This is a genomic window from Janthinobacterium sp. BJB301 (genome assembly GCF_002735685.1).
In the GTDB taxonomy this organism is placed as follows: domain Bacteria; phylum Pseudomonadota; class Gammaproteobacteria; order Burkholderiales; family Burkholderiaceae_D; genus Janthinobacterium; species Janthinobacterium lividum.
Genome location: NZ_PDZJ01000001.1, coordinates 640370 through 667267, shown reverse-complemented (window position 1 = coordinate 667267; position 26898 = coordinate 640370). Strand labels below are relative to the sequence as shown.

26 protein-coding genes are annotated in these 26898 nt (G+C 64.7%); 18 read left to right on the top strand and 8 right to left on the bottom strand.

The features are described from left to right. Nucleotides 1-24: 24 nt before the first annotated feature. The 3 genes from CSQ91_RS03040 to CSQ91_RS03030 are packed head-to-tail and all read left to right on the top strand — an operon-like array spanning nucleotide 25 to nucleotide 2891. On the top strand, nucleotides 25-1086 hold the full coding sequence (locus CSQ91_RS03040; RefSeq protein WP_070259049.1) for a sugar phosphate isomerase/epimerase family protein: 1062 nt from the start codon (nucleotides 25-27) through the stop codon (nucleotides 1084-1086). 12 nt (nucleotides 1087-1098) lie between these two features. Next, on the top strand, nucleotides 1099-1965 hold the full coding sequence (locus CSQ91_RS03035; protein WP_092610583.1) for an alpha/beta fold hydrolase: 867 nt from the start codon (nucleotides 1099-1101) through the stop codon (nucleotides 1963-1965). Continuing rightward, the gene (locus CSQ91_RS03030; protein WP_099387349.1) at nucleotides 1962-2891 is read left to right on the top strand and encodes an alpha/beta hydrolase; all 930 of its coding nucleotides are present in this window, start codon (nucleotides 1962-1964) and stop codon (nucleotides 2889-2891) included. The genes CSQ91_RS03035 and CSQ91_RS03030 overlap by 4 nt, the downstream gene beginning before the upstream one ends. Before the next feature lie 52 nt (nucleotides 2892-2943). On the opposite strand, the gene CSQ91_RS03025 is transcribed toward CSQ91_RS03030, so the two are convergent. Both CSQ91_RS03025 and CSQ91_RS03020 read right to left on the bottom strand, forming a co-directional pair. Further along, nucleotides 2944-3480 carry a molybdopterin-dependent oxidoreductase gene (locus tag CSQ91_RS03025; protein WP_083299574.1) on the bottom strand — a complete coding sequence of 179 codons (537 nt, stop codon included), beginning with the start codon at nucleotides 3478-3480 and terminating at the stop codon, nucleotides 2944-2946. Nucleotides 3481-3510: 30 nt separating this feature from the next. Beyond that, nucleotides 3511-5517 (bottom strand): TonB-dependent receptor plug domain-containing protein, encoded by a 2007-nt coding sequence (locus CSQ91_RS03020; RefSeq protein WP_099387348.1) that lies wholly within the window; start codon nucleotides 5515-5517, stop codon nucleotides 3511-3513. Nucleotides 5518-5794: 277 nt separating this feature from the next. Here CSQ91_RS03020 and CSQ91_RS03015 point away from each other — a divergent pair, with 277 nt between their 5' ends. The 8 genes from CSQ91_RS03015 to CSQ91_RS02980 all read left to right on the top strand — a co-directional run bounded on the left by CSQ91_RS03015 (nucleotide 5795) and on the right by CSQ91_RS02980 (nucleotide 13928). Then, a complete protein-coding gene (locus tag CSQ91_RS03015) occupies nucleotides 5795-6619 on the top strand; it encodes an IclR family transcriptional regulator (protein WP_092610569.1) in 825 nt (274 codons plus the stop codon). Nucleotides 6620-6658: 39 nt separating this feature from the next. Beyond that, complete coding sequence (locus CSQ91_RS03010) at nucleotides 6659-7813, top strand: acyl-CoA dehydrogenase family protein (protein WP_034782861.1); 1155 nt, start codon at nucleotides 6659-6661, stop codon at nucleotides 7811-7813. Nucleotides 7814-7824: 11 nt separating this feature from the next. Then, nucleotides 7825-9363 (top strand): class I adenylate-forming enzyme family protein, encoded by a 1539-nt coding sequence (locus CSQ91_RS03005; protein WP_099387347.1) that lies wholly within the window; start codon nucleotides 7825-7827, stop codon nucleotides 9361-9363. Nucleotides 9364-9423: 60 nt separating this feature from the next. Next, nucleotides 9424-10590, top strand: coding sequence for an ABC transporter substrate-binding protein (locus tag CSQ91_RS03000; RefSeq protein WP_034782864.1), 1167 nt, complete (start codon nucleotides 9424-9426; stop codon nucleotides 10588-10590). Between the two features lie 94 nt (nucleotides 10591-10684). Further along, nucleotides 10685-11557: a branched-chain amino acid ABC transporter permease gene (locus tag CSQ91_RS02995; RefSeq protein WP_034757323.1), complete on the top strand. Its 873-nt coding sequence runs from the start codon at nucleotides 10685-10687 to the stop codon at nucleotides 11555-11557. Further along, nucleotides 11554-12516, top strand: coding sequence for a branched-chain amino acid ABC transporter permease (locus CSQ91_RS02990; protein WP_099387346.1), 963 nt, complete (start codon nucleotides 11554-11556; stop codon nucleotides 12514-12516). The genes CSQ91_RS02995 and CSQ91_RS02990 overlap by 4 nt, the downstream gene beginning before the upstream one ends. Beyond that, complete coding sequence (locus CSQ91_RS02985) at nucleotides 12509-13222, top strand: ABC transporter ATP-binding protein (RefSeq protein WP_099387345.1); 714 nt, start codon at nucleotides 12509-12511, stop codon at nucleotides 13220-13222. The genes CSQ91_RS02990 and CSQ91_RS02985 overlap by 8 nt, the downstream gene beginning before the upstream one ends. Nucleotides 13223-13226: 4 nt before the next feature. After that, nucleotides 13227-13928: an ABC transporter ATP-binding protein gene (locus tag CSQ91_RS02980; RefSeq protein ID WP_034782870.1), complete on the top strand. Its 702-nt coding sequence runs from the start codon at nucleotides 13227-13229 to the stop codon at nucleotides 13926-13928. A gap of 40 nt (nucleotides 13929-13968) precedes the next feature. Here CSQ91_RS02980 and CSQ91_RS02975 read toward each other — a convergent pair whose 3' ends face one another. Then, on the bottom strand, nucleotides 13969-14967 hold the full coding sequence (locus tag CSQ91_RS02975) for an HDOD domain-containing protein (RefSeq protein ID WP_099387344.1): 999 nt from the start codon (nucleotides 14965-14967) through the stop codon (nucleotides 13969-13971). 158 nt (nucleotides 14968-15125) lie between these two features. On the opposite strand from CSQ91_RS02975, the gene CSQ91_RS02970 reads away from it, so the two are divergent. Next, nucleotides 15126-15710: a DinB family protein gene (locus tag CSQ91_RS02970; protein WP_099387343.1), complete on the top strand. Its 585-nt coding sequence runs from the start codon at nucleotides 15126-15128 to the stop codon at nucleotides 15708-15710. A 1-nt stretch (nucleotide 15711) separates the two neighbouring features. Here the strand turns inward: CSQ91_RS02970 and CSQ91_RS02965 are convergent, their stop codons facing one another. Next, nucleotides 15712-16104, bottom strand: coding sequence for a VOC family protein (locus CSQ91_RS02965; protein ID WP_099387342.1), 393 nt, complete (start codon nucleotides 16102-16104; stop codon nucleotides 15712-15714). Between the two features lie 79 nt (nucleotides 16105-16183). On the opposite strand from CSQ91_RS02965, the gene CSQ91_RS02960 reads away from it, so the two are divergent. The 5 genes from CSQ91_RS02960 (at nucleotide 16184) to fghA (ending at nucleotide 20035) form a co-directional block, all read left to right on the top strand. Next, nucleotides 16184-16735 carry a GNAT family N-acetyltransferase gene (locus CSQ91_RS02960; RefSeq protein WP_099387341.1) on the top strand — a complete coding sequence of 184 codons (552 nt, stop codon included), beginning with the start codon at nucleotides 16184-16186 and terminating at the stop codon, nucleotides 16733-16735. Nucleotides 16736-16958: 223 nt separating this feature from the next. Continuing rightward, the gene (gene lepB, locus CSQ91_RS02955; RefSeq protein ID WP_099387340.1) at nucleotides 16959-17630 is read left to right on the top strand and encodes a signal peptidase I; all 672 of its coding nucleotides are present in this window, start codon (nucleotides 16959-16961) and stop codon (nucleotides 17628-17630) included. Nucleotides 17631-17678: 48 nt separating this feature from the next. Next, the gene (locus CSQ91_RS02950; RefSeq protein WP_099387339.1) at nucleotides 17679-18542 is read left to right on the top strand and encodes an NAD-dependent protein deacetylase; all 864 of its coding nucleotides are present in this window, start codon (nucleotides 17679-17681) and stop codon (nucleotides 18540-18542) included. 35 nt (nucleotides 18543-18577) lie between these two features. Further along, nucleotides 18578-19096 carry a hypothetical protein gene (locus CSQ91_RS02945; protein ID WP_099387338.1) on the top strand — a complete coding sequence of 173 codons (519 nt, stop codon included), beginning with the start codon at nucleotides 18578-18580 and terminating at the stop codon, nucleotides 19094-19096. 72 nt (nucleotides 19097-19168) lie between these two features. Next, the gene (fghA, locus tag CSQ91_RS02940; protein ID WP_099387337.1) at nucleotides 19169-20035 is read left to right on the top strand and encodes an S-formylglutathione hydrolase; all 867 of its coding nucleotides are present in this window, start codon (nucleotides 19169-19171) and stop codon (nucleotides 20033-20035) included. Between the two features lie 9 nt (nucleotides 20036-20044). Here the strand turns inward: fghA and CSQ91_RS02935 are convergent, their stop codons facing one another. The 4 genes from CSQ91_RS02935 to CSQ91_RS02920 all read right to left on the bottom strand — a co-directional run bounded on the left by CSQ91_RS02935 (nucleotide 20045) and on the right by CSQ91_RS02920 (nucleotide 24997). Further along, on the bottom strand, nucleotides 20045-20710 hold the full coding sequence (locus tag CSQ91_RS02935) for a dienelactone hydrolase family protein (protein ID WP_052140159.1): 666 nt from the start codon (nucleotides 20708-20710) through the stop codon (nucleotides 20045-20047). A 185-nt stretch (nucleotides 20711-20895) separates the two neighbouring features. Then, complete coding sequence (locus CSQ91_RS02930; protein WP_099387336.1) at nucleotides 20896-23214, bottom strand: xanthine dehydrogenase family protein molybdopterin-binding subunit; 2319 nt, start codon at nucleotides 23212-23214, stop codon at nucleotides 20896-20898. Further along, a complete protein-coding gene (locus CSQ91_RS02925) occupies nucleotides 23207-23674 on the bottom strand; it encodes a (2Fe-2S)-binding protein (RefSeq protein ID WP_099387335.1) in 468 nt (155 codons plus the stop codon). Before CSQ91_RS02925 ends, CSQ91_RS02930 begins: the two co-directional genes overlap by 8 nt. A 24-nt stretch (nucleotides 23675-23698) precedes the next feature. Next, on the bottom strand, nucleotides 23699-24997 hold the full coding sequence (locus CSQ91_RS02920) for a cytochrome c (protein ID WP_070279102.1): 1299 nt from the start codon (nucleotides 24995-24997) through the stop codon (nucleotides 23699-23701). A gap of 207 nt (nucleotides 24998-25204) precedes the next feature. Here CSQ91_RS02920 and CSQ91_RS02915 point away from each other — a divergent pair, with 207 nt between their 5' ends. Then, entirely contained in the window at nucleotides 25205-26857 is a 1653-nt protein-coding gene (locus CSQ91_RS02915; protein ID WP_034782883.1) for a Na+/H+ antiporter, read from the top strand. Nucleotides 26858-26898 lie beyond the last annotated feature (41 nt).

The following is a 26898-nucleotide window of genomic DNA, read 5'->3' as shown; positions in this document are numbered from 1 at the left end:
GATCGACAAACAATAGGAGCCGATATGAAAACCATCCAAGGACCAAGCCTGCACCTGGCACAATTCGCCGCCGACACGGCGCCCTTCAACACCCTGCCCGCCATCGCCGAGTGGGCGGCCGGCATGGGCTTCAAGGCCCTGCAGATCCCCGCCTGGGATGCGCGCCTGTTCGACGTGGCGCAAGCGGCGCACAGCCAGCAATACTGCGACGACCTGGTCGCCATGCTGGCCAGCCATGGCCTCGTCATCAGCGAACTGACGACGCATATCCTCGGCCAGCTGGTGGCCGTGCACCCGGCCTACGACGCGCTGTGCGACAGCTTTGCGCCGGCACACCTGCACGGCCAGCCGGCGGCGCGCACCGAGTGGGCCATCGAGCAAGTGAAACTGGCGGCCATGGCCTCGAAGCGCCTGGGCCTGACCGACATGGGCACGTTCTCCGGCTCGTTCGCCTGGCCCTACCTGTTCCCGTTCCCGCAGCGCCCGCCCGGCCTGATCGAGGCGGCCTTCGACGAACTGGCGCGCCGTTGGCTGCCCATCCTCGACGTGTGCGAAGAACAGGGCATCAACCTGTGCTACGAAATCCACCCGAGCGAAGACCTGCATGACGGCATCAGCTTCGAGATGTTCTACGAGCGCGTGGGCCGCCATCCGCGCTGCAAGATGCTGTTCGACCCGAGCCACTTCGTGCTGCAGCAATTGAACTACCTGGAATTCATCGACATTTATAAAGACCACATCCGCATGTTCCATGTGAAGGATGCGGAGTTCAATCCGACGGGTCGGCAAGGCATCTACGGCGGCTACCAGTCATGGGAAAACCGCGCCGGACGTTTCCGTTCGCTGGGCGATGGCCAGGTCGACTTCAAGGCGATCTTCTCGAAGATGGCGCAGAACGATTACGCGGGCTGGGCCACGCTGGAATGGGAATGCTGCCTGAAGGACCAGGAAGTGGGCGCGCGTGAAGGCGTGGCCTTCATCAATGCCCACATCATTCCCGTGACCGACAAGATCTTCGACGACTTCGCCGGCGCCCCCGTCAGCGCGCAGCAGATCAATACCCTGCTCGGCATCGAGCACAACTAACAAGGAAACACCATGCATCAGAATCAAGACAGCTACACCCACGACTACGTTCGCATCGACGGCCAGCGCCTGCATTGCGTCATCGCCGGCGAAGGCAAACCCGTGCTGCTGATCCCCGGCTGGCCGCAAACCTGGTATGCCTGGCGCCATGTGATGGCGGCCTTGGCGGCCAATGGCTACCAGGCGATCGCCATCGATCCGCCCGGCAGCGGCCACTCGGAACGCCCGGCCGGCGGCTACGACACGGGCGCCGTTGCCGCCACCCTGCACCGCGCCATGCTGGCCCTGGGCCATGCGCAATACGATGTCGTCGGCCACGATATCGGCATGTGGGTCGGCTATGCGCTGGCCAGCGATTTCCCGCAGGCCGTGACGAAACTGGCGCTGACGGAAGCCGTCATTCCAGGCCTGGCGCCGGCGCCGCCGATTTTTGTCGCGCCGTCCGACAACATCTTCCTGTGGCACTTCATGTTCAACCAGGTGCTCGATTTGCCGGAGATGCTCACGGCCGGCAAGGAACGCGAATACATCCGCTTCATCCTGGACCGCTGGTCGTACCGCCGCGACAAGGTGGCCGTCGACGTGTATGCGGACGCCTATGCCACGCCGGGCGCCCTGCGCGCCGGCTTCGCCTACTACCGCGCCATTCCGGAAACCATCCGGCAAAACCTGGAACGGGCGAAAAAGAGCCTGGCCATGCCCGTGCTGGCCATCGGCGCCGACCATGCGACGAATGACGCGCCCCTGCTGACCATGCAGGGCAAGGCCGATATTTTGCAGGGCGCCATCGTCGCCGAATGCGGCCACTTCATCATGGAAGAACAGCCGGAAGCGTTCATCGCCCACCTGCTGCCCTTCCTGGCCGGAGCACCCGCATGAGCCTCGACCCGCTGATCGCCGTCTGGCTGGATGAGGGCAAGGATGCGCCGCAGCCCGCCTCGCTGGCGGACTTGCGCGCCGCCACGGAAACGGGGCTGCGCCAGCTGCACGGCCCATTGGAAGACGTCGCGTCGATCAAGGATTACGTGCTGCCCGGCGAGCATGCGCTGACCGTGCGCGCCTATGTGCCGGCCGGCGCGGATACGACCAGGAAGCTGCCGGCCATCGTCTTTGCGCATGGGGGAGGATGGTGTCTGTGCTCGCTGGACCTGTACGACAATCCGTGCCGCGCGCTGGCCAACGCCACCGGCTGCGTGGTCTTTTCCGTCGACTACCGGCTGGCGCCCGAGCACAAGTTCCCCGTGCCGCTCGATGATTTTTATCGGGCGCTCTGCTGGGTCGCGGACCATGCCGAGGCGCTGGGCATCGACGTGAAACGGCTGGCCGTGGGCGGCGACAGCGCCGGCGGCAACCTGGCGGCGGCGGCGGCCCTGATGGCGCGCGACCAGGCCGGTCCCGCGCTGGCGCACCAGCTGCTGCTATACCCGGCGCTCGATTTTGCCTTCGACACGCCATCCTACCAGCGCTATGCGGAAGGCCATTCGCTGACGCGGGAAGCCATGCGCTTTTGCTGGTCGGCCTATCTGAACGAGCCGGCTGATGGCGCGCAGCCCTATGCGGCGCCCCTGCGGGCAACGTCGCTGAAGGACTTGCCGCCGGCGACCGTGCTGGTGTGCGAGTACGACCCGCTGCATGACGAAGGCGAAGCCTATGCGCGGTATTTGCGCGACGACGGCGTGGCGGCGCAATGCGTGCAGCTCGACGGCATGATCCACGCATCGATGCACATGCTGGGCTTGACGCCAGCGGCGCGCGGCCTGTTCGACGTGGCGGGCCAGGCCATGCGGCAAGCGCTGGCGGCATAAAAAAAACGCGCCGGGGATGGCTCCACGGCGCGTTTTTTCCATCAGCTGCGTGTCATTCCACCAGCTTGCGCACCTCGATGTGGTTCAACCACTTCACGTGGCGCGGACCCGTGCGGATATCCCTGGCCGCGATCAGGGCGATCTCGCCATCGCTCTCGTCAAGCGCCTTGCCGTTCTTCTCGTAGTAGACGATCACGCCCTCGCCGGCCGGCGCGTTATACAGCTCGCTCCAGGAAAACACCACAGCATAACCATCGGTGGCCGTGGCGATGATGGCAAGTTTCTTGACGTCGTTGTGGCCCGGCGCATCGAGCGCCGCCTTGTCGAGGATATCGCGCAGGCGCACGCCCTTGTAACTGGTAATGGTCTCGGCCTTGTCGCCGTTGTGGCGCGTGACGGCAAGCTCGCCGCCATTCGCCGGCGGCAGCTGGCGCAGGTCGGCCACCTTCAAGGTCAATGGCGTTTCCACCACGCCCGTCACGGTCAGCGCGTGGCTCATATGCTCGCGCGCCGGCGCCGGGCCGGCCCATGCGGGCGCCGTCGCCAGCAGGGCGGCCGAAGCAAAACCAAGGAATATTTTCTTCAACATGCTGTGTCCTTTCATGGAACAATCAAAAAATCAGAACTGGTATTGCGCATTGGCCAGCCAGGTGCGGCCCGCGCTGGGGAAACCGTCTGCCAGCGCGTAGTTGCGGTCAGCCAGGTTGCTCACGCCCGCTTCCAGGGTCAAGGCCGGCAAGGGCCGGTACACGGCCTTCAGGTTGACGGTGGCAAAGCCGCCCAGTTCCAGGGTGTTCGAGACCCAGCGCCCGCTGTTCGATTCCGCGATGGCCACCACGTCGACCTGGCGCGCCGCGTGCAGCACGGCGTGCGCCGTCAGCTTGTGGCGCGGCACGTCCGTCAGGCGGATGGCGCGGTCGCTGACGTTCTTCATTTCCGTATACGTGTAGTTGCCGCCGAAGTCCAGCCAGGCGCCGGCGCTGCCGCGCAAGCCCAGCTCCGCGCCGCTGATATGCGCCCTGCCCGCGTTGCGCATCTGCGCGCGCACGCCCGCCACATTCGCCACGCTCTGGATCTTGTCCTTCACGTCGCTGTAGAACAGGGCGGCATCGAGCGCCAGCCCGCGCACGCTTGCCTGGTAGCCCACTTCATAATTGAGCGCCTCCTCGGCGCGCAGGTTCGGGTTTTCAATATAGGTGCCCAGGCGCTGCGAGTAGCGGTCCTTCAGGGTCGGCAGGCGCGACTTGCGCGCCACCGTGGCGTACACCCTCGCATCAGGACTGGTCTTGTGGAACAGGCCCGCCTGCATGTCCGTGGCCGATTGATTCTCCGGCAAGGTATAGGCGTTGCCGGCGCTGTAGACGGTATCCGGACGCAGTGCATTGCGCGAGACGCCCAGCGACAGTTCCGTCGCCGCATTGAGGGCAATGCTGTCTTCCGCGCCCAGGGTCCACAGGGCATCCTTGTACCAGGTGGTGCGCACGCCCTTGGCGTCGAGTTCCTGATGCTCGTCGGCCTTGTAGCTGGCGACAAAGCGCAGGCTGTGCGCGGCCAGGCGGAACGATTCGAGTTCCACCGCGCCGCCGTTCGTGCGGTCGTTATAGATGCTGCGCCCGCCGCTGACGCTGCCCTGGCCGCTGGTCTTCAGGGTCGCGTAGCTGCCGTTCGTGTACGAGGTGATTTCATTGTCATAGCTGTCGTGGTACAGGCGCAGTTTCAGGCGCTCGGCGTCGCCAAGGCGCGTCTGCGAGACGAAGTACACGCTTTCCTTGTTCCAGTACGGCCATTGCCAGTAGCGCGCGCCGACGGGATTCGTCGATGGCGGCTGGCCCTTTTCGCCATGCTGCTTGTAGTAGCTGAGCGCATATTCGTCGCCCGCCCGCGCGCCATCGGGCGTCAGGCCCACCTTGAACGACAGTTTATGGTCCTTGCGGTAGGAATTGTTGCGCGTGCCGCCGTCTTCCGTGGCCGTCGGGCGGAAATCGGACGACAGGGGAAAGCCGTCGCTGTCGATGTACGACACGCCCGCCTGCAGATACCACAGGCCCTGGTTCGTGCCCACGTTGGCCGACACCTGGCGTTCGCTGCCCGAGCCGAAACCGATGGACGTATCGCCTTCCATCCGCGCGGACGGCTTGCGCGACACCAGGTTGATGGCGCCGCCCAGGGTATTGGCGCCGTAGGCCACGGAACTGAAACCCTTGGCCACCTGGATGGCGGCCAGGTCGCTGGTGGTGAAGCGGTTGAAATCGACATAGCCGTCATACGGCACGTAGACGGGAATGCCGTCGATGTACAGCGGCACCTGGCGAGAGTCGAAGCCGCGGATGGCGACGGTTTTTTCATTGCGCGCATTGGTCGACAGCGACACGCCGGACAGCAAGTTCAAGGCGTCGCCCACGTTGTCGCGGTTGAACCGGCGCATCTCGGCGCGACTCACTTGCGACCCCACCTGCTGTTCCATCTGCCCTGCCTGCTCGCGCTGGCCGATCACCGTCACCGTGCCCAGCACGAACGGCGCCGCAGCATCCACACCATCGTTGCCCGACATTTGCTGCGCCCGCGCCGTCTGTGCCATGTGCGCCAGCGCCAGCATCACGGCGCCTGCCAATACCTGTTTCAACATCGTTTCGATCTTTCCACTGTCGTTATATAGAGTCTCATATAGCGATACTCAAAAAAGCGGCCACTCTTGCGGCGGCCGTCACCCAATAGCGCAATATATAGACGTATATAACGAGGCTCAAGCGACAAGCGCCAAAACGCCTGCGCAGGTCAATTTTCCGAGAAAAATTCATGCAGCGCAGCATTTCGCTGTGCGAACGAATGTTTCACAAAACGGTTGACACGTCCAATTTGGCTAGGCAAACTGATTTCCAGGGAGCCTGAAAATGAATGCAAATATGACAAATATTCAGACCGCAGCAGATCCGGAACTCATCGTCTTCAGCGATGACGAGGAAGGCAAGGACCGCCAGTTCGTCAACGCGCTGGCGCGCGGGCTGGAAGTACTGCGCTGCTTTCGCCCCGGCGAAGTGTTCCTGTCGAATGCGGACATGGCCAGGCGCACGGGCATTCCGAAACCGACGATTTCGCGCCTCACCTATACCCTCACCAAACTCGGCTACCTGAATTATTCGGACAGCCTGGGCAAGTACCAGCTGGGCGCCGGCGTGCTGGCTCTCGGTTACCGCATGCTGTCGAACCTCGATGTGCGCAAGATGGCGCGCCCGCTGATGGAAGAACTGGCCGAACATGCGCAAGCCTCCGTTTCGCTGGGCACGCGCGACCGTCTCAGCATGGTGTACGTGGAAACGTGCCGCAGCAGCGCCAACGTCACCCTGCGCCTCGACGTCGGTTCGCGCATCCCCCTGATGACGACGGCCATGGGCAAGGCCCTGCTGTGCATCCTGCCGCAGGCCGAACGCGACTACCTGATGGACCATGCGCGCGTGCACGAGACGGAACGCTGGCCGCGCATCAAGGCCGGTATCGAACAAGGCTTCAAGGATTACCAGGACCGGGGCTTTTGCATCTCGGCCGGCGAATGGCAGAACGATGTGCATGCCGTGGGCGTGCCCATGCTGGGTGCCGATGGCGAACAGGTGATGGCCTTCAATTGCGGCGGTCCCGCCTTCCTGCTATCGCGCGAAAAACTCGAATCGGATCTGGGACCGCGCCTGGTCGCCCTGGTCAAGACAGTGGAAAAAAACCTGGGCCGCGGTTAGACTGCGCGCCCCCTCTCAACATCGCCTCCGAGGACCCTGATGATACGCGACGAAGAAACCCTGAACATCCTGCTCGACAGCATCGCCCGTTTCGTGCGCGAAGTGCTGGTGCCGAACGAGGCGCTGGTAGCTGAAACGGATACGATCCCGCCCGCCATCGTGGCGCAGATGCGCGAACTGGGCCTGTTCGGCCTGTCCATCCCGGAAGCCTATGGCGGCCTGGAACTGAGCATGGAAGAGGAAGTCAGGGTCGCTTTCGAAATCGCCCGCACCTCGCCCGCCTTCCGCTCGCTGATCGGCACGAACAACGGCATCGGTTCGCAAGGCATCGTTATCGACGGCACGGAAGCGCAAAAACAATACTATCTGCCCAAGCTGGCCGCGGGCGAGATCATCGGCTCGTTCGCCCTGACGGAAGCGGGATCGGGCTCCGACGCGGCGTCCCTGCGCACGACGGCCGTGCGCGACGGCGACTTCTATATCCTCAACGGCAGCAAGCGCTATATCACCAACGCGCCCGAAGCGAGCATTTTTACCGTCATGGCCCGCACGGATCCCGTCAAGCGGGGCGCCTCGGCGATTTCCGCCTTCATCGTGGAAAAGGACACGCCCGGCCTCTCGCTGGGCAAGATTGATAAAAAAATGGGCCAGCAAGGCGCACATACCTGCGACGTCATCTTTGAAAATTGCCGTGTGCCGGCCGCGAACATCATCGGCGGCAAGGAAGGCGTGGGCTTCAAGACGGCCATGAAAGTGCTCGACAAGGGCCGGCTGCACATCGCCGCCGTCTGCGTGGGCGCGGCCGAGCGCATGCTGGCCGACGCCCTCGCGTATGCGATGGAGCGCCAGCAGTTCGGCCAGCCCATCGCGGAATTCCAGCTGATCCAGGCCATGCTGGCCGACAGCAAGGCGGAGATTTACGCGGCGCGCAGCATGGTGCTCGACGCGGCGCGCCGGCGCGACAACAAGGAAGACATTTCGACGGAAGCATCGTGCTGCAAGCTGTTCGCCTCCGAAATGTGCGGCAGGGTCGCTGACCGCTCCGTGCAGATCCACGGCGGCGCCGGCTACATCAGCGAATACGCGGCCGAGCGTTTCTACCGCGACGTGCGCCTGTTCCGCATCTATGAAGGCACGACGCAGATCCAGCAGATCGTCATCGCCCGCAACATGATCAAGGCAGCGCAAAAGTGAAGGAGGCCACGATGGACATCCCCACCCTGCTGGCCGGCTTGCCGGCGCGCCTGTCGGCCATCCCTGCCTACTGGGCGGCGCGCGCGCCGGACGCGCCGGCGCTGCATGAAGGTGGCCGCAGCTGGACCTACGCGCAGTTGCAGCACAGTGTGGAAAATGCAATGCAGCTGCTGCACAACCTCGACGTGCGCGCCGGCGACCGCCTGATGGTGGTGGGAGAGAATGGCGCGCTGCAGGTGGCGCTGATCTTCGCGGCCGCCGGCATCGATGCGTGGATCGTCAACGTCAATGCCCGCCTGTCGGCACGCGAGATCGATACCATCGCCGCGCACAGTTCCGCGCGGCGCGTGCTATTCCTGGCCGGCGCCTCGCCGGAAGCGGCCGCGCATGCGGCGCGGCGCCGCGCCCGCCCTGTCACCGTCGATGGCATGGGCGAGCTGCTGGCGGGCGAATTGAACGACGCCGCCATCGCGGAAGACACGGTCCCCGGCAACGAACAGGTGGCCGCGCTGATCTACACGACAGGGACGACAGGCCAGTCAAAAGGCGTGATGCTCACGCACCGCAACCTGCTGTTCATCGCCGCCGTCTCCAGCACATTGCGGGGCCTGACGCGCAGCGACCGCGCGTATGGCGTGCTGCCGATTTCGCACGTGTACGGCCTGGCCTCGGTGGCCCTCGGCACCCTGTATGCGGGCGCCGCGCTGTATCTGGTGCCGCGCTTTTCCGTCGATGGCCTCCTCTCGGCCTTGAAAGACGACGGCTTGACCATCGTGCAGGGCGTGCCCGCCATGTACGCCAAGCTGCTGCAAACCCTGGGCGGCGCCGATACGCCGCTGCCGACCAAGCTGCGCTTTGCGTATGCGGGCGGCTCGCCGCTGGCGCCATCGCTCAAGCGCGACGTGGAAAAGCTGCTGGGTACCGCGCTGCACAATGGCTACGGCATGACGGAAAGCGCGCCCACCATCAGCCAGACCCGCCTGGAAGCGCCGCGCCGCGACGATTCCGTCGGCATGCCGATCCCGGGCGTGGAAGTGCGCGTGGTGGACCTGGCCGGTACGGATGTGACGCCGGGCGAGCCGGGAGAATTGTGGATACGCGGACCGAACATCATGGCCGGCTATTACCGCGAACCGGCCATGACGGCGGCCACCATGCGCGACGGCGGCTGGCTGAACACGGGCGACATGGCGCGCCAGGAAGCGGACGGCGCGCTGTTCATTGTCGGACGCACCAAGGAATTGATCATCCGCTCCGGCTTCAATGTGTATCCGCTGGAAGTGGAAACGGCGCTGAACGCCCACCCTTCCGTGGTGCAGTCGGCCGTAGTGGGGCGCACCCTCGCCGATGGCAACGAGGACGTCATCGCCTACGTGGAACTGGATCCGCGCCAGCCCGCCAGCGTGGCAGAATTGCAGGCATGGCTGGTACAGACCCTGTCGCCGTACAAGTGCCCATCCGCCATCATCGTCATGGAAGCGCTGCCAGCGGCCGCCACGGGCAAGATTTTAAAGGGGCAGCTGCGGCAAATGGCGCAGAATGCACGATAAGTTGACCATGCTGTACCAGACAAGACAATAAAACCAAGCCACATCACCGGAGGAGACACGATGAAACGCACCTATACACGCATCGCCATGGCAGCGCTGGTTGCCAGCGCCTGGATGGCACAGGCCAGCGCCGACGAATTTCTGGTCGGCGCGGAAATCCCGCTGACGGGCAACCTGGCGCGGGTCGGCGCCGGCATGCAGGAAGGGATCATGGTCGCGGCCGAAGTCTTCAACAAGACCAACGGCAAGCACACCATCAAGATCATCACCGTCGACGATGAATCGGCGCCTGCCAAGGCCATCGCCGCCGTGGAAAAGCTAGCCAGCCAGGGCGTGGTGGCCATCACGGGCGGCTATGGCTCGAACAATATCTCGCCCGCCTCGGACACGGCGAATAAACTCGGCCTCGTCTACATCACCTCGGGCGGCGTGGACGACAGCCTGGTGTCCAGCGGGCGCAAGAATTTTTTCCGCATCAATAACACGGCCGGCTACGAAAAAGCCATGCTGGGACTGCTGCAGGATGTGGGCGCCAAGTCTGTCTCCATCGTGTATTCGACCAAGGACGCCACCACGGGCCTGGCGAAAGACGTGGAAAAGGCCCTGGCCGCCAAGGGCGTGAAAGTGACGACGCACTCGTTCGACCCGGCCATTACCGACTTCAAGCCCATCATCAACAAGATCAAGCTGCAGGATAAATCGGAAGTGGTGGCCATGGTCGGCTACGAAAACGATTACGTGGGCATCATCCGCGCCGCCCGCGTCCTGAAGCCGAAGATCAAGGCCATGGTGGGCGTGTGGTCGCTGGCCACGCCGAAAATGGCGGCCGACTTCCCCGACCTGATGCCGAACGTGTTCGGCACGGCCCTGCTGCCCTTCCCCACGGAATTCAAGACGGCCGACGGCAAGGCCTTCAGCGACGCCTACAAGCAGTTGTACAAGAAAGAGCCGGACTACCTGGGCCAGTTCGGCTATGTGCAATCGATGCTGCTGTTCGAAGCCATCGCGCGCGCGGCCGACAAGGGCACGCTCAAGAAAGGCGGCGTGGCCGAGGAAATGCGCAAGACGGACCGCGAAACCCTGATCGGCCGGGTGCAGTTCGCCGCCAATGGCGACAACCAGAATTTCGTGCACCGCATGGCGCAGCACCAGGACAAGAAAGTGGTGATCGTCTGGCCGAAGGAACACGCCACGGGCAAGCTGGCCTATCCAGCCCTGCCCTGGTAGGCAGCCTCCCGCTGCACACGCGCGTGTCCGCTAGGGCGCGCACCGATGAACGGCAGTTCTGGCCCGCGCCAGGGCTGCCTGACGGGATGACGACATGACAGAATTAATCTTGCAAGCCTTGTATTCTGGCTTGCTGCAGGGCGGCTCCTATGCCCTGATCGCACTGGGACTGGCGCTGGTCTTCGGCACCATGAAAGTGATCAACCTGGCGCACGGCGAGCTGGTGCTGCTGGCCGCCTACATCGCCTACAGCGTGGAATCCGGCCTGGGCCTGGGGCCCATGTTCGCCATTCCCATCGCGCTGGTGATCGTCAGCCTCACATCCGTGGGCGTGTACCTGATCGTCAGCCGCATCAAGAAAGACCGCGAAATCAATTCGCTGATCCTCACCTATGGCATCGGCGTCATCCTCACCAATTTCATCCTGCTCGTATGGAAGGCGGACATCCGCTCGACCTCGTCGAGCTGGCTGCAGGAAGGCATCGAGATCGGTCCGTTTTTCAGCATGCGCAGCGAAGTGATCTTCTTTGGCGTCAGCCTGGTGCTGATGGCGGCCCTGTGGCGCTGGCTGTCCACCAGCTGGTATGGCCGCGCCGTGCGCGCCGTCTCCAGCAACCGCGACGCGGCCAAGCTGATGGGCATCGACCCGGGCCGCACGGAACTGGTTTCCTTTTTAGTCGCCGGCATCCTGGCCGCCTTTGCCGGCGTCGCCCTGTTCAGCTATGGCGTGATCCAGCCCGCCTACGGCGGCGCGCTGACGGTGAAAGCCTTCATCATTACGGTCCTCGCCGGCATCGGCTCGATACCCGGCGTGCTGCTCGCCGCCGTGCTGCTGGGCGTGGCCGAAGCGCTGACCGTCACCCTGGCCAGCTCCGCGCTGCAGGAATTGTCCGGCATGGTGCTGTTCCTGCTGGTGCTGTTCATCATGCCGAACGGCCTGTTCGGCGCACAACGGAGGCGCGGATGAGCCGTACTTCACTGATGTCCACGGCGGGCCTGCTGCTGGCCGCCTATATCGCCGTGCCGCTGGCCCTGGGCGGCAACCAGTATGTGATGAGCATGGTGGTGGCGGCCCTGATCATCGGCGGCGTGGCCATGTCCTGGGCCCTGCTGGGTAACCTGGGCGGCATGGTCAGCTTCGGCCATGCGGCCTTCTTCGGCGTGGGCGCGTACGTCTCCGCCCTGGCTACCGTGAAACTGGGCCTGCCCGTGTTTGTCGCCATGCTGCTGGGCGGCGCGGGCGCGACCATCGCCGCCGTCATCATGCTGCCCGTGCTGCGCCTGCGCGGGCCGTATTTTGCGCTGGCCATCCTCGCCTACGCCCACATCTTCCGCATCCTGGCCACGGAATGGAGTTCCGTGACGGGCGGCGCCGGCGGCATCAACAATATCCCGACCTTGCCCACCGTCCTCGGCTTTGATTTGGCCAGCAAGACGGGCGCCTACCTGGTGGTGCTGACCCTGGTGGTGTGCTGCGCGTTTGCCTACAGCCGCATCCGCGCCAGCCACTACGGCATCGCCCTGCGCGCCATGCACGACAGCGAAGACGCCACGCGCGTCGTCGGCGTCAACAGCACCTTGCTGAAAGGCGCCATGCTGCTCGTGTCGGCCTTCATGGCAGGCCTGTTTGGCGCCTTCAACGCCCACTACATCAACTTCCTGGAGCCAGACTACGCCTTCAACAGCCTGTGGGTAACGTTGCCGATCGTGGCGGCCATCTTCGGCGGCTACCGCACCATCCTCGGCCCCGTGCTGGGCGCCGTGGTGGTCTACCTGGTCGACCAGCTGATTTTCAAATCGCTGATTCCCACGGGCCACCAGCTGGTGCTGGGCGTGCTGCTGGTGGCGATGATCGTCTTCAGTCCGAACGGCCTGCTGCCGCTGCTACGCAAGGCGTTCAAAGCGAAGGAGAAACAACATGCTTGAACTCGATAATGTCTGCGTGCGCTTCGGCGGCCTGACGGCCGTCGATTCCGTCACCCTGAACGTGGGCAGCCACGACGTGATCGGCCTGGTAGGCGCGAATGGCGCCGGCAAGACCACCCTGTTCAACGCGATCTCCGGCCTGGTGCGCCCCACCAGCGGCAGCATCCGCTTTGAGGGGCGCGACATCATGGCCACGCCCATGTACCAGCGCGCCCGCCTGGGACTGGGCCGCACCTTCCAGATTCCGCAACCGATGCATGAGTTGACGGTGCGCGAAAACCTCATCGTGGCGCAGCGCTTCGGCACCGGCAAGGTGGACCCGCGCAAGATCGATGAAATCCTCGACTTCACCAGCCTGTCGGACAAGGCCGGGCGCGACGCGGCCAGCGAACTGGCGCTGACGGAACTCAAGGCGCTGGAAGTGGCCAAGGCGCTGGCCACCAATCCGAAGCTGCTGCTGCTCGACGAAGTGCTGGCCGGCCTGGAAACGAACGGCAAGCGCCGCTTCATGGGCATGCTCAAGGACTTGCACGCGGCCTTTGGCGTGGGCATCGTCATGATCGAGCACGATATCGAAACCATCAGCAATCTGTGCCAGCGCGTGGCCGTGCTCAATTTTGGCCAGCTGATCGCCGACGGCACGCCCGATGCCGTGTTCCGCGATCCGGCCGTCATCGAAAGCTACACGGGAGCCGTTCATGCCTGAAACGATGCTTGACATAAGTAAACTGCGCGCCGGCTATGGCGCCATCAATGTGCTGTGGGATGTGTCGCTGTCGATCCAGAAGGGCAAGCTGACCACCATCATCGGCCCAAATGGGGCCGGCAAGACCACCCTGCTGCGCGCCATCATGGGTCTGCTGCCTGTGGGCGCGGGCAGCATCGCGCTCGATGGCGTGGCCATCAACGGCACGCCCACGTGGAAGATGAGCGACGCGAGGGTCACCATGATCCCCGAGGGCCGCATGACATTTCGCGACATGAGCGTGGAAGAAAACCTGATCATGGGCGCGTTTCCGAAAGAGCACCGCAGCCACATGCCGGCGCGCCTGGCCGAAGCCTACGCCATGTTCCCGCGCCTGCACGAGCGGCGCAAGCAGCTGGCCGGATCACTGTCCGGCGGCGAGGCGCAGATGCTGGCGATGGCGCGGGGCTTGATGTCCGACCCGTCGCTATTGATCATCGACGAACCGTCGCTGGGCCTGGCGCCGCTGGTGGTCAACGAGCTGTTCGAGATCCTCGCGCGCCTGAACGACGGCCGGCGCACCATCATCCTCGTCGAGCAGAACACGGCGCGCGCCGTGGGCGTGGCCGATCACGTCTACCTGATGCAAAGCGGCAAAGTAGCGCTGTCGCAGGCGGCTTCCGAGGTCGACCTCGATCACCTGCACGAACTCTATTTTGCGCGCTGAGCGATATCCGCCGCATGCCCATCGTGACGGCCTGCGGCCGTCACTCCTCGTCGTCCTCGTCGGCCAGCTTGTCGAACACCTGCAGCTCGGCCTTGCTCAATCCCGTCATCACGAAGGGATCGTCGGCAGGAAAGCGGCCAGTATCGACCAGCATGCGCAGCTTGCTCAAGCGATCTCCCAGCGCCAGCGCTCGCGCCTGCGGATCGGCATCGGCTTGGGCATCGACGCCGGCATGCCCGATCGCGCGAGTCACGGACTCGGGAAACTCCCATAACTCGGCGATCCGTACCGACAGGATGCGCGCTTGCGCAAACACCTGGGCAATGAAGGCGTCCGATTGCGGAAAGGCATCGGGCGCATGCATCTGGTCGATCAGCCGGAACGCCACCACCAAGCCGACATTGGCCATCAGTCCCGCCAGATAGGCATCGAAGGCGTTGGCCTGCATGGCCGGTGCGACCAGGTTGGCCGCCAGCGCGCATTTCTCGGACTGGCGCCAGATCAGCGGCGCCGTGCGTATGGTCAGGCCGCCGCTCTGCATGCTGACGATGGGACGGAAGGCGACGCGGGCGAGCAGCATGCGCATGCCGTTTTGCCCCAGCAGCATGATGGCGCCTTCCATGTTGTTGATCGACGGGCTGGCGTTGTAGCGCGAATGGTAGCGGGGCCGGTTCGCTTCGCGGTAGACCTCGGCGACCAGCAGCACGTCCTGGGCCAGTTGGCGCGACAGCTCGGCCGCGCTCATGTTTTCATTTTGCAAGGTACGCATCAACTGCGGAATGATGGCCGGAATGCGCGGCACCAGCGCGGCGCCGGCGACCGGTTCACTGGCCAGGCGCGTCAATTCATCCAGCATCTGCTGTTCGGCCTGCTTTGTCGCCTGCGTCGCACCCGCGGCCGCCAGCCAGCGGTAGTAGATGGCATCGATTTCGGTGACGGTGGCTGGCTGCCGTGCCATCTCGGGTGCCGCCCCTGCCGTGGCTGGCGCGAGCTTGTTTTTTTCGTCGCCGCCGTTCAGTAATTTTCCTATCCAACCCATTGCTATTCCAGCCTTATATGCATCACTATCGCGACATCCGCTGCGCGATTTTACTTGATGACAGCCATGCCGGTGCGGCGGGCGTGGCCGGCTTGGTCCACCTGCCGCAAAGTGCTACAGTGGCGCTCGCGCAGGTCCCCCTCTTTGCAAGGTACATCATGAACAATCTGCTGGCCCAGTACGTCACCAGCCAGGCGTACAACAACGCCTGGGCCAACCACCGCCTGCTGAAAGCCTGCGGTGAACTGACCCAGGCCGAATTCCAGGCGACGCGCGTCAGCTTTTTCCCCACCATCCAGTCCACCCTGAACCACATTCTCACGTGCGACTGGTTTTACCTCGATGCGCTCGAACGCGAACTGCGCGGCGAAGCGCCCCATCCCGACTGCTATGTCTTCTTTGAACAGGATGAGCCATTTACCGACTGCGCCACGCTGCAGGCGGCACAGCATGCAGCCGATGCGCGCCTGATCGCCCATTGCCGCAGGCTGTGCGACGCGGACCTGGCGCGGCCCGTGACGATCCTGCGCGACACGCCGCAAGTCGACACGCGCCAGCGCATGCTGGCGCATCTGTTCCAGCACCAGATCCACCACCGGGGGCAAGTGCACGCCATGCTGGCCGGCACGCGCATCGCGCCGCCGCAGCTCGACGAATTCTATTGCGCCGGCGAAGCGGACGAGCGGGCACAGGATTTTGCGGAGCTGGGCTGGACAGAGGAAGATATCTGGGGCCAGCGCTGAACTATTCCTCGGTGTGGCAGCAGACGCACAGCTTGTTGCCGTCGAGGTCGCGGAAGTAGGCGCCATAGTAATGGACGTGGTAATGGGGGCGCAAGCCGGGCGGCCCTTCGCACGCGGCGCCCAGCGCCAGCACGGCCTGGTGGCAGCGGTCCACCTGGGCGCGGCTGGCCGCCAGCAGGGCCGTCATCTGTCCATTGCCGGGCGCGGCCGGCAAGCCGTCATGCGGCGCCGTCAGCACGAACAAGGGACGCGGCGCATCGTGCGCCATCCAGCCTGCCCATGGCTTGACGGGGTCATGAAATTTCTCGATCAAACCGAGTTCTCCCAGCAGCGCCGTGTAGAAGGCGTAGGCGCGGGGAAAGTCGTTGGTTCCCAGGCAGATATGGGACAGCATGCTGCTCCTTCATGAATTCAGATGTGCGGCGAAATGTGCCAGCTGATTATAATGGCGCATCGCTTTCCGACACGCTCCCATGCCAGACCACGACCGCCTTCAGCTACACCCGCCGGCCAGCAGCGACCTTCCCGCTTTGCTGGCCTTCGAACTGGAAAACCGCGCGTATTTTGAAAACTGGGTCACGGCGCGCGCGCCATCCTACTACCACCCGGAAGCCATCGCCGCCGCCATCGAGCAGGCGCAGCGCGAGCGCCAGCAAGACCTCGCTTACCAGTACCTGGCAAAACTGGACGGGCAAATCATCGGCCGGGTCAATCTGACGGCCGTCACGCGCCCCTATTTCAACAAGGCAACGCTCGGCTACCGCATCAGCGAACGGTTCGGCGGACGCGGCTACGCCACGCGCGTGGTCGCCCTGCTGCTGGAAGAAGCGTTCGGCACACTGGAACTGTGGCGCCTGGAAGCGACGGCGCGGCCGCAAAACCTGGGCTCGGTCGCCGTCATGCAGCGCAACGGCTTTCACCAGTATGGCCGCTCGGAAAAAGCCATGCGCTTCCAGGATGCCTGGTCGGACCTGCTGTATTTTGAACGGCGCAACACGCAAGCCATGGCTGACGGCGCTCGGTGAGCTGTGGGATGGCATGCACGACAAGCGCCGGCATCGCTGAAGCCGGCATGGTGATGCGTGCACGCAACAGCGGTACGCCATCTCCGCCATTCACCTGCGCATTGGTGGCCGCATTGGCGCCATTTAAGACTGGCTTCAGCCTCGCCGTGCATCGTGAATAGGTCGCCAGCAGCAATGGCGCCTCCCTTCACCATCACGGGCACAGCCCAGCGAAAGAGCCGACATGAGCACATGGATGCGCGCCAACAAAGGTTTTTTGATGTTCCTCCTGCTGTTCGGCGTGTTCCGCACGGCCGTGGCGGACTGGAATCCGATACCGTCGGCATCGATGCGCCCCAACCTGCTCGAAGGCGACGTGGTCTTCGTCAACCGCCTGGCCTTCAACCTGAAAGTGCCGCTCACCGATATCGTGCTGCAGCGCCTGGGCGAACCGCAGCGGGGCGACATCGTCACCTTTTCTTCGCCGAAAGACGGCACGCGCCTGATCAAGCGCATCATCGCCCTGCCCGGCGACACAGTGGAAATGCGCAATGAGCAGCTGATCATCAATGGCCAGCCTGCCCAGTACACGGCGCTCGACACGGCGCCGGAAACCATCGCCCACGTGGGCCAGCTGACGGCCCAGCGCATCAGCGAACGCAACCAGACCGAGCAGCACCGCATCCAGGTCTTGCCGCAAATCGCTGGCGCGCGGCGCAGCTTTGCCCCCGTGACGGTGCCAGCCGACCATTTTCTCATGCTGGGCGATAACCGCGACAACAGCGCCGACTCGCGCTATTTCGGCTTCGTGCCCCGAGCATTGCTGATCGGCAAGGCCGAGCGCATCCTCGTCTCGGCCAATATCGAGGAACATTGGCAGCCGCGGCTGCAGCGTTTCGGCATGAAACTGGAGTAAATATCGCCCTTGCAACGGCGCCCTGCTTTTCGGTTAGCATGGCGCATCATGCAAAAATTTTCCTTCGCCAGCCAGCAGCCAGCCAGCAGCCACCACGCCCTCGATCAGCTGGCGCAGTTCCTGCAGCGCCATCCCGACGTGCTGCTGCTGACGGGCGCCGGCATCAGCACGGCGTCCGGCATACCCGACTACCGCGACACGGAGGGCGTGCGGCGCGGCAACGCGCCCGTGCAAGGTCCCGATTTTCGCCGCCAGGAAGCCGTGCGCCGCCGCTACTGGGCGCGCAGCATGGTGGGCTGGCCGACCTTGGCGCGCGCGACGCCAAATCCCGGTCACCTGGCCATCGCGCAACTGGCCCGGCGCCAGAGAATAGGCGGCCTGGTTACGCAAAACGTGGATGGCCTGCATCAGCAAGCGGGCAGCGCGGCCGTCACGGAGTTGCACGGCAGCATACATGGCGTCGTGTGCCTCGATTGCCATACCCGCCATACGCGCCGCCTGATCCAGGATCAGCTCGAACGCGACAATCCGCAGCTGCTGGGCGCCACGGCCACGCCGGCGCCCGATGGCGATGCCTTGCTGGAACCAATGCAGCTGGCCACCTTCCACGTGCCCGCCTGCCCCCGCTGCGGCGGCACCCTGCAGCCTGACGTGGTGTTTTTCGGCGATGGCGTGCCCGCTGCCTGCGCGGCCGAAGCCGAGCGCAAGATGATGGCAGCTGGCGCCCTGCTGGTGGTAGGTTCATCCGTCATGGTGTATTCGAGCTTTCGCCTGTGCCGCATGGCGGCCGAAACGGGCAAGCCCGTGGCCGCCATCAACCTGGGCAAGACGCGCGCCGACCATTTGCTGGCATTCAAGACCGAAGCGCCGGCACAGGACATCCTGCCGCTGGTCGCGGCCATGCTCGATTGATGGCGCCCCCGCCGCTACCACGGGAATCGGCACGCATGCTGGCCGGTGCCGGCATCGCCGTGCTGCTGCATGTGCTGCTATGGCAAGTGCTGCGTTCAAACAAGCTTCCGGCACCACCGTTGCTGCCACAGCGCAGCACCCAAGTGCTGTTGCTGGCCCCCGTGACGCCGCCCGCGCAACCCCTGCCGCCAGCAATCTCAAAAAGCCAGGCACGGCCCCGGCATACGGTAGCCATCACGCCCGCGCCGGTGTCCGCAGCAATGCCCGCACCTGCTGCCGCTGCCGACGTGGCAGCCGCATTGCCGCCTCCCACTGCGCTCGACCTTGACGCCTTGAAACGCCAGGCAAGGGAAGCGGCACGCCAGACTGGCCCATCCATCACCGGGCCAGCACTGACGTCCAGCGACAGGACAGCGCAAGCCATCGCCAGCGCCGCGCGGCCCAAGTGCGACAACGATTACAAGCCGCGGCTGGGCAATGTGGAATTCACCGGCTTGGCCAAGCTGCCCTTCCTGCTGAAAGGCGCGACGGGCGACAGCGGCTGCAAGTGGTGACGCGTGCTTGCCGCTCTGCTATTCCAGCCGCCTGCCACTCTGGCTATACTGTGAGATTAACGAGGAGAATTCATGCTGGAACTGTTGAGTGAACACGCCTGTTTTGGCGGCGTACAACGCTTTTATCGCCACGACGCGCAAGCCATCGGCTTGCCCATGCGTTTCTCGGCCTTCATTCCCGACACGGCGCCAGGCGCCACGGTCAGCACCAAGCGCCCCGCCCTGTTTTACCTGGCCGGCCTGACTTGTACGGAAGAAACCTTCATGATCAAGGGCGGCGCGCAGCGCGTGGCGGCAGAAGAAGGACTGATCCTGATCGCTCCCGATACCAGCCCCCGTGGCGCGAACATCGCGGGCGAGAGCGCATCCTGGGATTTCGGCGTGGGCGCGGGGTTTTACGTGGACGCCACCGAGGCGCCGTGGAGCAGCCATTACCGCATGTACAGCTACATCCTGGAATTGCGCGCCCTGCTGGAACAGGAACTGGCCATCGATGCGCAACGCACGGGCATCTTCGGCCACTCGATGGGCGGCCATGGCGCGCTGGTGCTGGCCTTGCGCAACCCTGCGCTGTTCCGCTCCGTCTCCGCCTTCGCCCCCATCGCCGCACCGAGTCAATGTCCGTGGGGCAAGAAAGCGTTTACGGGCTACCTGGGCAGCGATGCTTCCAGCTGGCAGCAGTACGACGCCAGCGCGCTGATGCGCGGCCGGCAGGGGCAGCCAGCATCATTTCCCGATGGCATCTTGATCGACCAGGGCCTGGCCGACAAGTTCTTGCCCGAGCAACTGTTCCCCGATGTCTTCGAAGCGGCGTGCCGCGACGCCGGCCAGCCTCTGCAGCTACGCCGCCATGCCGGCTATGACCACGGCTATTACTTCATCGCCAGCTTCATGGAAGAGCATGTGCGCTTCCATGCGAAGAACCTGCGCGCCACCTGATCTGCCGCGCTACTGCGACGTGCTGGTATGCCCGTTGAAATGGCGCGTGTACCAGTCCGTGGCCAGCAGGGCCGCCTGGTGGCGCGTGTCGGGGCCGCCGGGTGCGGCAATCTGTTCCAGTTGTTTGTCGCAACGCAAGGTGGCGAACGCCATGCGGTTCAGGCCAGCCACGTCGGGATCGCGCCCGCCCACGATCAGCAACGATGGCACGCGCACATTTTCCAGCGCCGCCTTGCCCGCCATTTCCACCTGGCCATCGCACACGGCCAGCGCGGCGATTTCCGCGCTGCGCCAGGCCGCCAGCTGCATCACGACGGCCGCGCTGGTGCCATAGCCATACAGGCCGCAGGGCAAGCGCCGCGTGGACGCGTCCATCTGCAGCCAGCCCAGGGCTTTTTCCAGCTGGCGCGCCAGCAGCACGATATCGCTGCGCACAAAATAGGCGTGGCCATTGCTGCCGCCGCCAGGCCCGACGCCGCCCTGGTCGAAGCGCAGGGTGGCGATCCCCGCTCGCAAGAAATCCTGGGAAGTGGCGTGGCTGGAGGCGCCCAGGTAGTCGCTGTCGGCGCCTGCGCCGTGGGCAAACAGGACGATGCCGACCGGCCGCTCGGGCATTTCAAGCACGCCATCCAGTTGAAGTTCATCGGCCGTAATGCTGACAAATTGTTCTTGCATGGTTGCCTCCGCAATCGAGCTGGGATCAAGCTAAAGCTGAAGTCGAGCTGTGCGCTGATTTTACGCTGATCTTGCCGGGACGGGCACAGCCTGCATACCCGGGGCGGCTAACCTCAGTGTAGCAGCCCGCAGCCATTCCTGCGCAGCCGTTCGCGCACCGCCGCCAGGAAAGCAGGATGGCAAGACTACACGGCGCCGTACCGGTCCAGCCCCTTCAGCACGGCTTCCGGGCGGATCGGCAAATGCCGCACGCGCGAGGCCACGGCGGCAAAGATGGCGTTGCCGATGGCGGGCGCCACGGCCGTCGTGGGCGGTTCGCCCATGCCCGTCGAAGTTGCCGTGCTGGCAACGAATTCAATGTCGAGCTCAGGCACGTCGGCCATGCGCAGGGGCGTGTAGGTATTCAGGTTGGTATCCTTCACTTCGCCATTCAGGAAGGCCGTGCCTTCATGCAAGGCCATGCTCACGCCCCACAGGGCGCCCCCTTCCGCCTGCGCCAGCGCGCCATCGGGGTCGACGATGCTGCCCGCGTCAATCACCATGAACAATTTTTCGACTTTCACCATGCAAGTGCTGCGGTCCACCTTGACCCGCGCGACGCAGGCCGTCCAGGTGGGCATGTCGCGTTCCTGGCCGAACGTGGCGGCGATGCCCAGGCCCGTGTCGGGCGGCATGGCCTTGCCCCAGCCTGCCTTGTCCGCCACCCGCTGCAGCACGTGGGCCAAGCGCGCGGCGCCGCCGACGGCGTTCGGCGCGCTGCCCACGTTGCGCCCCGTGCCCTGCAGCAAGGACAAACGGAACGCCAGCGGATCGACCTTGGCCGCCTGCGCCGCCTCATCCATGAAACTTTCCACGGCCCAATTCGTCCAGCCGGGCCCCACGGAGCGCAGCCAGCCGGGGCGGAAACTGCTGTTGGCCAGATCGTTCGACACGGCCCGCACGCGCTGCGCGCCCACCGTGTACCAGTGGTCGGCGCCGGCGATGGCGAACGGGTCATACGGATGGCCCTGCTTATCCTTGGCCAGGAAGGCGGGGATCATGGCTTGCGTGGGCCAGCCGGCGCTCGCTTCGTGCACCATCGCCGACACCTTGCCGGCGTCGTCGAAGGCCATGCGTACATGCTGCACGGATGGTGAACGGGGCGAATCGAAACGGGCATCGTCGGCCCGCGTGCAAATCATCTTGACGGGGCGCCCCACGGCTTGCGCGGCCAGCGCGGCCGGCACGCAATAATCGCCATTCAGGCGCCGCCCGAAGCCGCCACCGAGCAGATAGGTGTGCAGCATGACATTGCTCTCGGGCACCTTCAACGCTTGCGCCAGCACGGGCAGGATCAGGGATTGCCACTGGTTGCCCGCATGAATGTGCCAGACACCGTCGATTTCCTGCGCCACGGCATTCACGGGTTCCAGCTGAAAATGCAGCACGGTGCTGGTCGTGTAATGGCGTTCCAGCTGCAGGCTGGCATCGTGGAACGCTTGCTCCACACCATCATCATCGACCACGCGCGCGCCCAGGCTGGCATCGGCCAGCTGCTTGGTCCCATAGTTGAGGATATCCTGCTCCGCCACGTGGGCCGCCGCGCCGGCCCGCCATTTCACCTGCACCAGGTCGGCCGCGCGCATGGCGGCCGCATACGTTTCAGCCACCACCATGACCCAGCCGGGCACCGTGCCGCTGGGATCCTGCAAGGCGAACGAACGCAGGTAGCCCTTGACCTTTTTCGCGGCCGTATCATCGATGGACACCACTTTCGAGCCATAGCGCGTGGGCGGGATCTTCGGGCGCGCAAACAGCATGCCCTCGACCTCCGCATCGATGCCGTACACGGCCGTGCCATTGATCTTCGCGGGGATGTCCAGCGCCTGCACCTGCTGGCCGATCAGGCTGCGCTGCTGCGGCGTTTTCAGCACGATGGCCTTCAATTGCTCGGGCGTGTACTGGCGCGCCAGCTTGCCACGGCGCACGATGTCGCCATAGCTGATCGAGCGCCCCCGGCCATGCACGACGCCCAGTCTGGCGTGGCAGGCGGACGCGGGCACGCGCAGCAGGCGCGCGCCTTCCTCGACGAGCGCGAGGCGCCCGGCCGCGCCGGCACGGCTGAGCGGATCGAAATTCTGCCAGACGGACCAGCTGCCGCCCGTCACCATCAAACCCCACTTCGGGTCCGTGTCCACGTAGTGCAGGCGCACCTTGTCCCAGTCCGCTTCCAGCTCCTCGGCGACGATGCGCGCCAGGGCCGTGCCGATGTGCTGGCCCATTTCCGCCTTGGCGATATTGACGGTGACGATGCCGTCGCGGCCGATCTGGAACCAGATGCCGGGATCGAACACGGGCGCGATGCCTTGTTTTGGCGGCACGGGCGCCGCCTTGCCGGCGGCCAAGGAGCTGTCGGCGCGCAAGAAAGCCAGCGTAAAACCCGTGCCGGCGGCGGCGATCAGGAAACCGCGCCGGCTCAGCGGGCTGGGACGGCCAGCGGAATTTTCTTTCGGCAGCTTAAACACCGGGCGCCTCCGACATGCCGGCCGCCAGCTTGATTGCCTTGCGGATGCGCACATATGCCATGCAGCGGCACAGGTTACCGCTCATGACGGCATCGATATTCGCATCCGTCGGCTGCGGATAGTCTTTCAACAGGGTGGCTGCCTGCATGATCTGGCCCGACTGGCAATAGCCGCACTGGGGCGCCTGCGTGGCGAGCCACGCCCGCTGTAGCGGGTGCGTGCCGTCTGGCGAGAGGCCTTCGATGGTGGTGATGGCGCAGCCGGCCACGGCGGCAATCGGCGTGATGCAGGAGCGCATGGCGCGGCCATCCACGTGCACGGTGCAGGCGCCGCACATGCCGATGCCGCAGCCAAACTTCGTGCCTTTTAACCGGACTTCGTCGCGCAGCACCCACAGCAGAGGCGTCTCGGCGTCGGCCTCGGTGCCGAAGGGTTGGCCATTCACGATAATGTTATACATAGATATTTAAGAAACTTTCAAGAATTACTTGCCGGCGCGCGCGCGCCCCACGGCCGCTTCCAGGTTCGTCCAGGCCGGCTGGTGGCTGCGGCTGCGGCGCAGATAGGCGGCCAGCTGGGCCACGTCGTTGTCCGTCAGCGAGGCGGCAAAGCCGGGCATCAGCACGCCGGGCATGGCAGCATCCTTGCTGATGCCGTGCAATATCACCTGGATCAGGTTGGCGGGATCGGGCGCGCTGACGGCGCTGTTCAGGCTTAGTTCCGGGCGCAAGGCTGCGGGATGGCCATCGCTGTTCGAGTGGCACGACGCGCAGGCGGCCACGTACAGGCTGGCGCCACGGTCATTGTCGACCAGGCTGACCCTCTGCGAGCGGGCGATGCCGGCCTTTACCACGGTATCGGTATTCACCTGGCGTTGCTCTGCCCCGGCCACGCCGGCAAAATACGTTGCCAGCGCGCGGATATCGCTGTCGGGCGAGGCGCCCATGCCTTCGTGCACGACGGCCGACATGGGCCCTGCCGCCACGCCGTGCAGGGCAGTCGCCCCCGTGCGCAGGAAGGCGTACAGCTCGTCTTGCGTCCATGGCAAGGGTGCCGTGTTGGCGCTGGTCAAGGCCGGCGCATACCAGTGGTCGATGGGCGCGCCCAGATAGGACGAACCGGCAAGCTCGGCGCCCAGCGCATTGCGCGGCGTGTGGCAGGCGGCGCAATGGGCCAAGCCTTCGGCCAGATAGCGGCCCCGGTTCCAGTCCAGTCCTTGCGCAGGATCAAGCTGGAAAGTCGCTGGCTTGAAAAACAGCAGCTTCCAGCCCGCCTGTAGCGGCCGCAGGTTCAGGGGAAACGGCACGCTGTTGGCGGGCGCCACCGCATACACGGGCGGGCGCGTCATGACATACGCGTACAAGGCCGTCAGGTCCGTATCCGAGACCAGGTTGAAATGGGTGTACGGAAAGACAGGATACAAATGGGCGCCATCGCGGCCCACGCCTTCGCGCATGGCCCGCTGGAAGGCGGCCAGCGACCAGCGGCCGATGCCCGTTTGCCTGTCGGGCGTGATATTCGTCGCGTAAATCGTGCCGAACGGCGTGGCCAGGCCGTGGCCGCCCGCGTAATCGGCGCCGCCCTTGGCCGTATGGCAGGCGGCGCAATTGCCCATGCCGGCCAGGATGCGGCCCCGTTCCACCACTTGCGGGGAAAATGCCGTGGCGGCAGGCGGATCGATGGGCGCCAGCGCGGGGCGCCAGTAATACAGATACGCGGCCAGGGCCGCCACGATGAGCAATGCCAGCGACAGCAGCAGTCCGGTGAAGATTTTCTTGAGCAAAACAGGAACCAGTGAAAAGTAAAGGCCAGGGTAACAGCAAAGATATCAAGCAAGGCGGCCAGCCGCCGGCCGACGGCGGCGGCAGCAGGGCCACAGTGACAATCTTACCGCGATTGTGACTTGTTGTATGTACGCAATGACACGCAGGCGGTGCCTACAGGCGGGCCGCGCCTTATAATCAGCGTTTCAGCACCCCGCCGCTCCTTCATGCATACCGTTACCATCATCCTCATCCTCGTTCTGACCGTCGTCCTGTGCGGCTTTCTCGCCCGCTCGCGCTGGGTCAAGCTGCCGCTGCCCTTGATCCAGATCGCCGGCGGCACGGGATTGGCCGTGTTTGGCGTGCAAGTGCCGCTCGATCCCGACATTTTCTTCCTGCTCTTCATCCCGCCACTGCTGTTTCTCGATGGCTGGCGCATCCCCAAGGGCGCCTTCTTTTCCGACGCCCGTTCGATCCTGATGCTGGCCATCGGCCTGGTGCTGTTTACCGTGCTGGGCATGGGCTTTTTCATCGACTGGCTGATCCCCAGCGTGCCGCTGGCCGTCGCCTTCGCGCTGGGCGCCATCCTCTCGCCGACGGACCCCGTGGCCGTGTCGGCGATCGCCGCCGGCAACCCGATCCCGCCGCGCCTGATGCACATCCTGGAAGGCGAATCCCTGCTCAACGACGCGTCGGGCCTCGTCTGCTTCACGTTTGCCGTGGGCGCCATGATGACGGGCGGCTTTTCCATCGGCGCCGCCTCGCTGAGTTTCCTGCAGGAAGCGGGCGGCGGCATCATCATCGGCCTGGCCATCTCGTGGGGTGTGGGACTGGCGAATAAATGGTTGGTGAGCAAGGTCGGCGAAGAGCCGGGCCTGCAAATCCTCATCAGCATCCTGATCCCGTTCGCCGCCTACCTGGGCGCCGAGCAAATCCACGGTTCCGGCATCCTGGCCGCCGCCACGGCGGGCGTGTCCATGCATTACGCCGACCTGATCGGCCGTCCGCTGGCCGCCACGCGCACCCAGCGCAAGGCCGTGTGGGATACCGTGCAACTGGTCTTGAATGGCGTGATCTTCGTCATGCTGGGCGCGCAGCTGCCCACCACCGTTGCCGGCTTGCCGGCCGCCTCCGCCGAAATCGGCGCCGGCAGCGCCTGGAAATTGCCGCTGTTCGTCATCGCCATCACGGTGGGACTGACCTTCATGCGCTTCCTCTGGGTCTTCATTTCCATGAAACTGACCCTGTTCAAGCACCACAAGAAAATGGCGGGCGAACCGAAGGATGCGGCGCTGCTGGCGCGCCCCAGCCTGCGCCTGCTGCTGGTGGCGTCGTTCGCGGGCGTGCGCGGTGCGCTGACCCTGGCCGGCATTCTGACCCTGCCCTTGTTCTTGCCCGACGGCACGCGCTTTCCCGCGCGCGACCTCGTCATCTTCCTGGCCATGGGCGTGATCTTATTGTCGCTGCTGCTGGCCAGCGTCACCTTGCCCCTGCTGACCAAGGGCCTCGTGTTCGCACCGCCAGCGCGCCGTTCGACGGAAGAGCGCAATGCCCGTGCCGCTGCCGCCGAAGCGGCCATCGCGCGGCTGGAAAAAGTGTGCGAAGGCATCGACAAAAATGACAAGCAGCAAGTCGTCACGGAAGCGGCCAACCGCCTGATCGAAGCCTACCGGCGCCGCCTCGCATATGGCGAAAGCAGCAACGACGAAGCGATGCGGCTGCAGGAACTGGCCAAGGCCGAACGGGCGCTGCGCCTGGAAGCGCTGAATGCGGAGCGGGATGAACTGTTCCGCCGCCGCATCTCGGGCGAACTGGACGACACCATCCATTTGCGCCTGCTGCGCGAAATCGACTTGCTGGAAGCGACACTGGAAGAATAGCAACACTTTGGCACGCCACGGCAGTGTTGACAAGTAATTCT

Bases quoted from the DNA above. Each gene is read 5' to 3' on its own strand.
- CSQ91_RS03040 (WP_070259049.1), top strand. From the start codon at position 25: ATGAAAACCATCCAAGGACCAAGCCTGCACCTGGCACAATTCGCCGCC.
- CSQ91_RS03035 (WP_092610583.1), top strand. From the start codon at position 1,099: ATGCATCAGAATCAAGACAGCTACACCCACGACTACGTTCGCATCGAC.
- CSQ91_RS03030 (WP_099387349.1), top strand. From the start codon at position 1,962: ATGAGCCTCGACCCGCTGATCGCCGTCTGGCTGGATGAGGGCAAGGAT.
- CSQ91_RS03025 (WP_083299574.1), bottom strand. From the start codon at position 3,480: ATGTTGAAGAAAATATTCCTTGGTTTTGCTTCGGCCGCCCTGCTGGCG.
- CSQ91_RS03020 (WP_099387348.1), bottom strand. From the start codon at position 5,517: ATGTTGAAACAGGTATTGGCAGGCGCCGTGATGCTGGCGCTGGCGCAC.
- CSQ91_RS03015 (WP_092610569.1), top strand. From the start codon at position 5,795: ATGACAAATATTCAGACCGCAGCAGATCCGGAACTCATCGTCTTCAGC.
- CSQ91_RS03010 (WP_034782861.1), top strand. From the start codon at position 6,659: ATGATACGCGACGAAGAAACCCTGAACATCCTGCTCGACAGCATCGCC.
- CSQ91_RS03005 (WP_099387347.1), top strand. From the start codon at position 7,825: ATGGACATCCCCACCCTGCTGGCCGGCTTGCCGGCGCGCCTGTCGGCC.
- CSQ91_RS03000 (WP_034782864.1), top strand. From the start codon at position 9,424: ATGAAACGCACCTATACACGCATCGCCATGGCAGCGCTGGTTGCCAGC.
- CSQ91_RS02995 (WP_034757323.1), top strand. From the start codon at position 10,685: ATGACAGAATTAATCTTGCAAGCCTTGTATTCTGGCTTGCTGCAGGGC.
- CSQ91_RS02990 (WP_099387346.1), top strand. From the start codon at position 11,554: ATGAGCCGTACTTCACTGATGTCCACGGCGGGCCTGCTGCTGGCCGCC.
- CSQ91_RS02985 (WP_099387345.1), top strand. From the start codon at position 12,509: ATGCTTGAACTCGATAATGTCTGCGTGCGCTTCGGCGGCCTGACGGCC.
- CSQ91_RS02980 (WP_034782870.1), top strand. From the start codon at position 13,227: ATGCTTGACATAAGTAAACTGCGCGCCGGCTATGGCGCCATCAATGTG.
- CSQ91_RS02975 (WP_099387344.1), bottom strand. From the start codon at position 14,967: ATGGGTTGGATAGGAAAATTACTGAACGGCGGCGACGAAAAAAACAAG.
- CSQ91_RS02970 (WP_099387343.1), top strand. From the start codon at position 15,126: ATGAACAATCTGCTGGCCCAGTACGTCACCAGCCAGGCGTACAACAAC.
- CSQ91_RS02965 (WP_099387342.1), bottom strand. From the start codon at position 16,104: ATGCTGTCCCATATCTGCCTGGGAACCAACGACTTTCCCCGCGCCTAC.
- CSQ91_RS02960 (WP_099387341.1), top strand. From the start codon at position 16,184: ATGCCAGACCACGACCGCCTTCAGCTACACCCGCCGGCCAGCAGCGAC.
- lepB (WP_099387340.1), top strand. From the start codon at position 16,959: ATGAGCACATGGATGCGCGCCAACAAAGGTTTTTTGATGTTCCTCCTG.
- CSQ91_RS02950 (WP_099387339.1), top strand. From the start codon at position 17,679: ATGCAAAAATTTTCCTTCGCCAGCCAGCAGCCAGCCAGCAGCCACCAC.
- CSQ91_RS02945 (WP_099387338.1), top strand. From the start codon at position 18,578: ATGCTGGCCGGTGCCGGCATCGCCGTGCTGCTGCATGTGCTGCTATGG.
- fghA (WP_099387337.1), top strand. From the start codon at position 19,169: ATGCTGGAACTGTTGAGTGAACACGCCTGTTTTGGCGGCGTACAACGC.
- CSQ91_RS02935 (WP_052140159.1), bottom strand. From the start codon at position 20,710: ATGCAAGAACAATTTGTCAGCATTACGGCCGATGAACTTCAACTGGAT.
- CSQ91_RS02925 (WP_099387335.1), bottom strand. From the start codon at position 23,674: ATGTATAACATTATCGTGAATGGCCAACCCTTCGGCACCGAGGCCGAC.
- CSQ91_RS02915 (WP_034782883.1), top strand. From the start codon at position 25,205: ATGCATACCGTTACCATCATCCTCATCCTCGTTCTGACCGTCGTCCTG.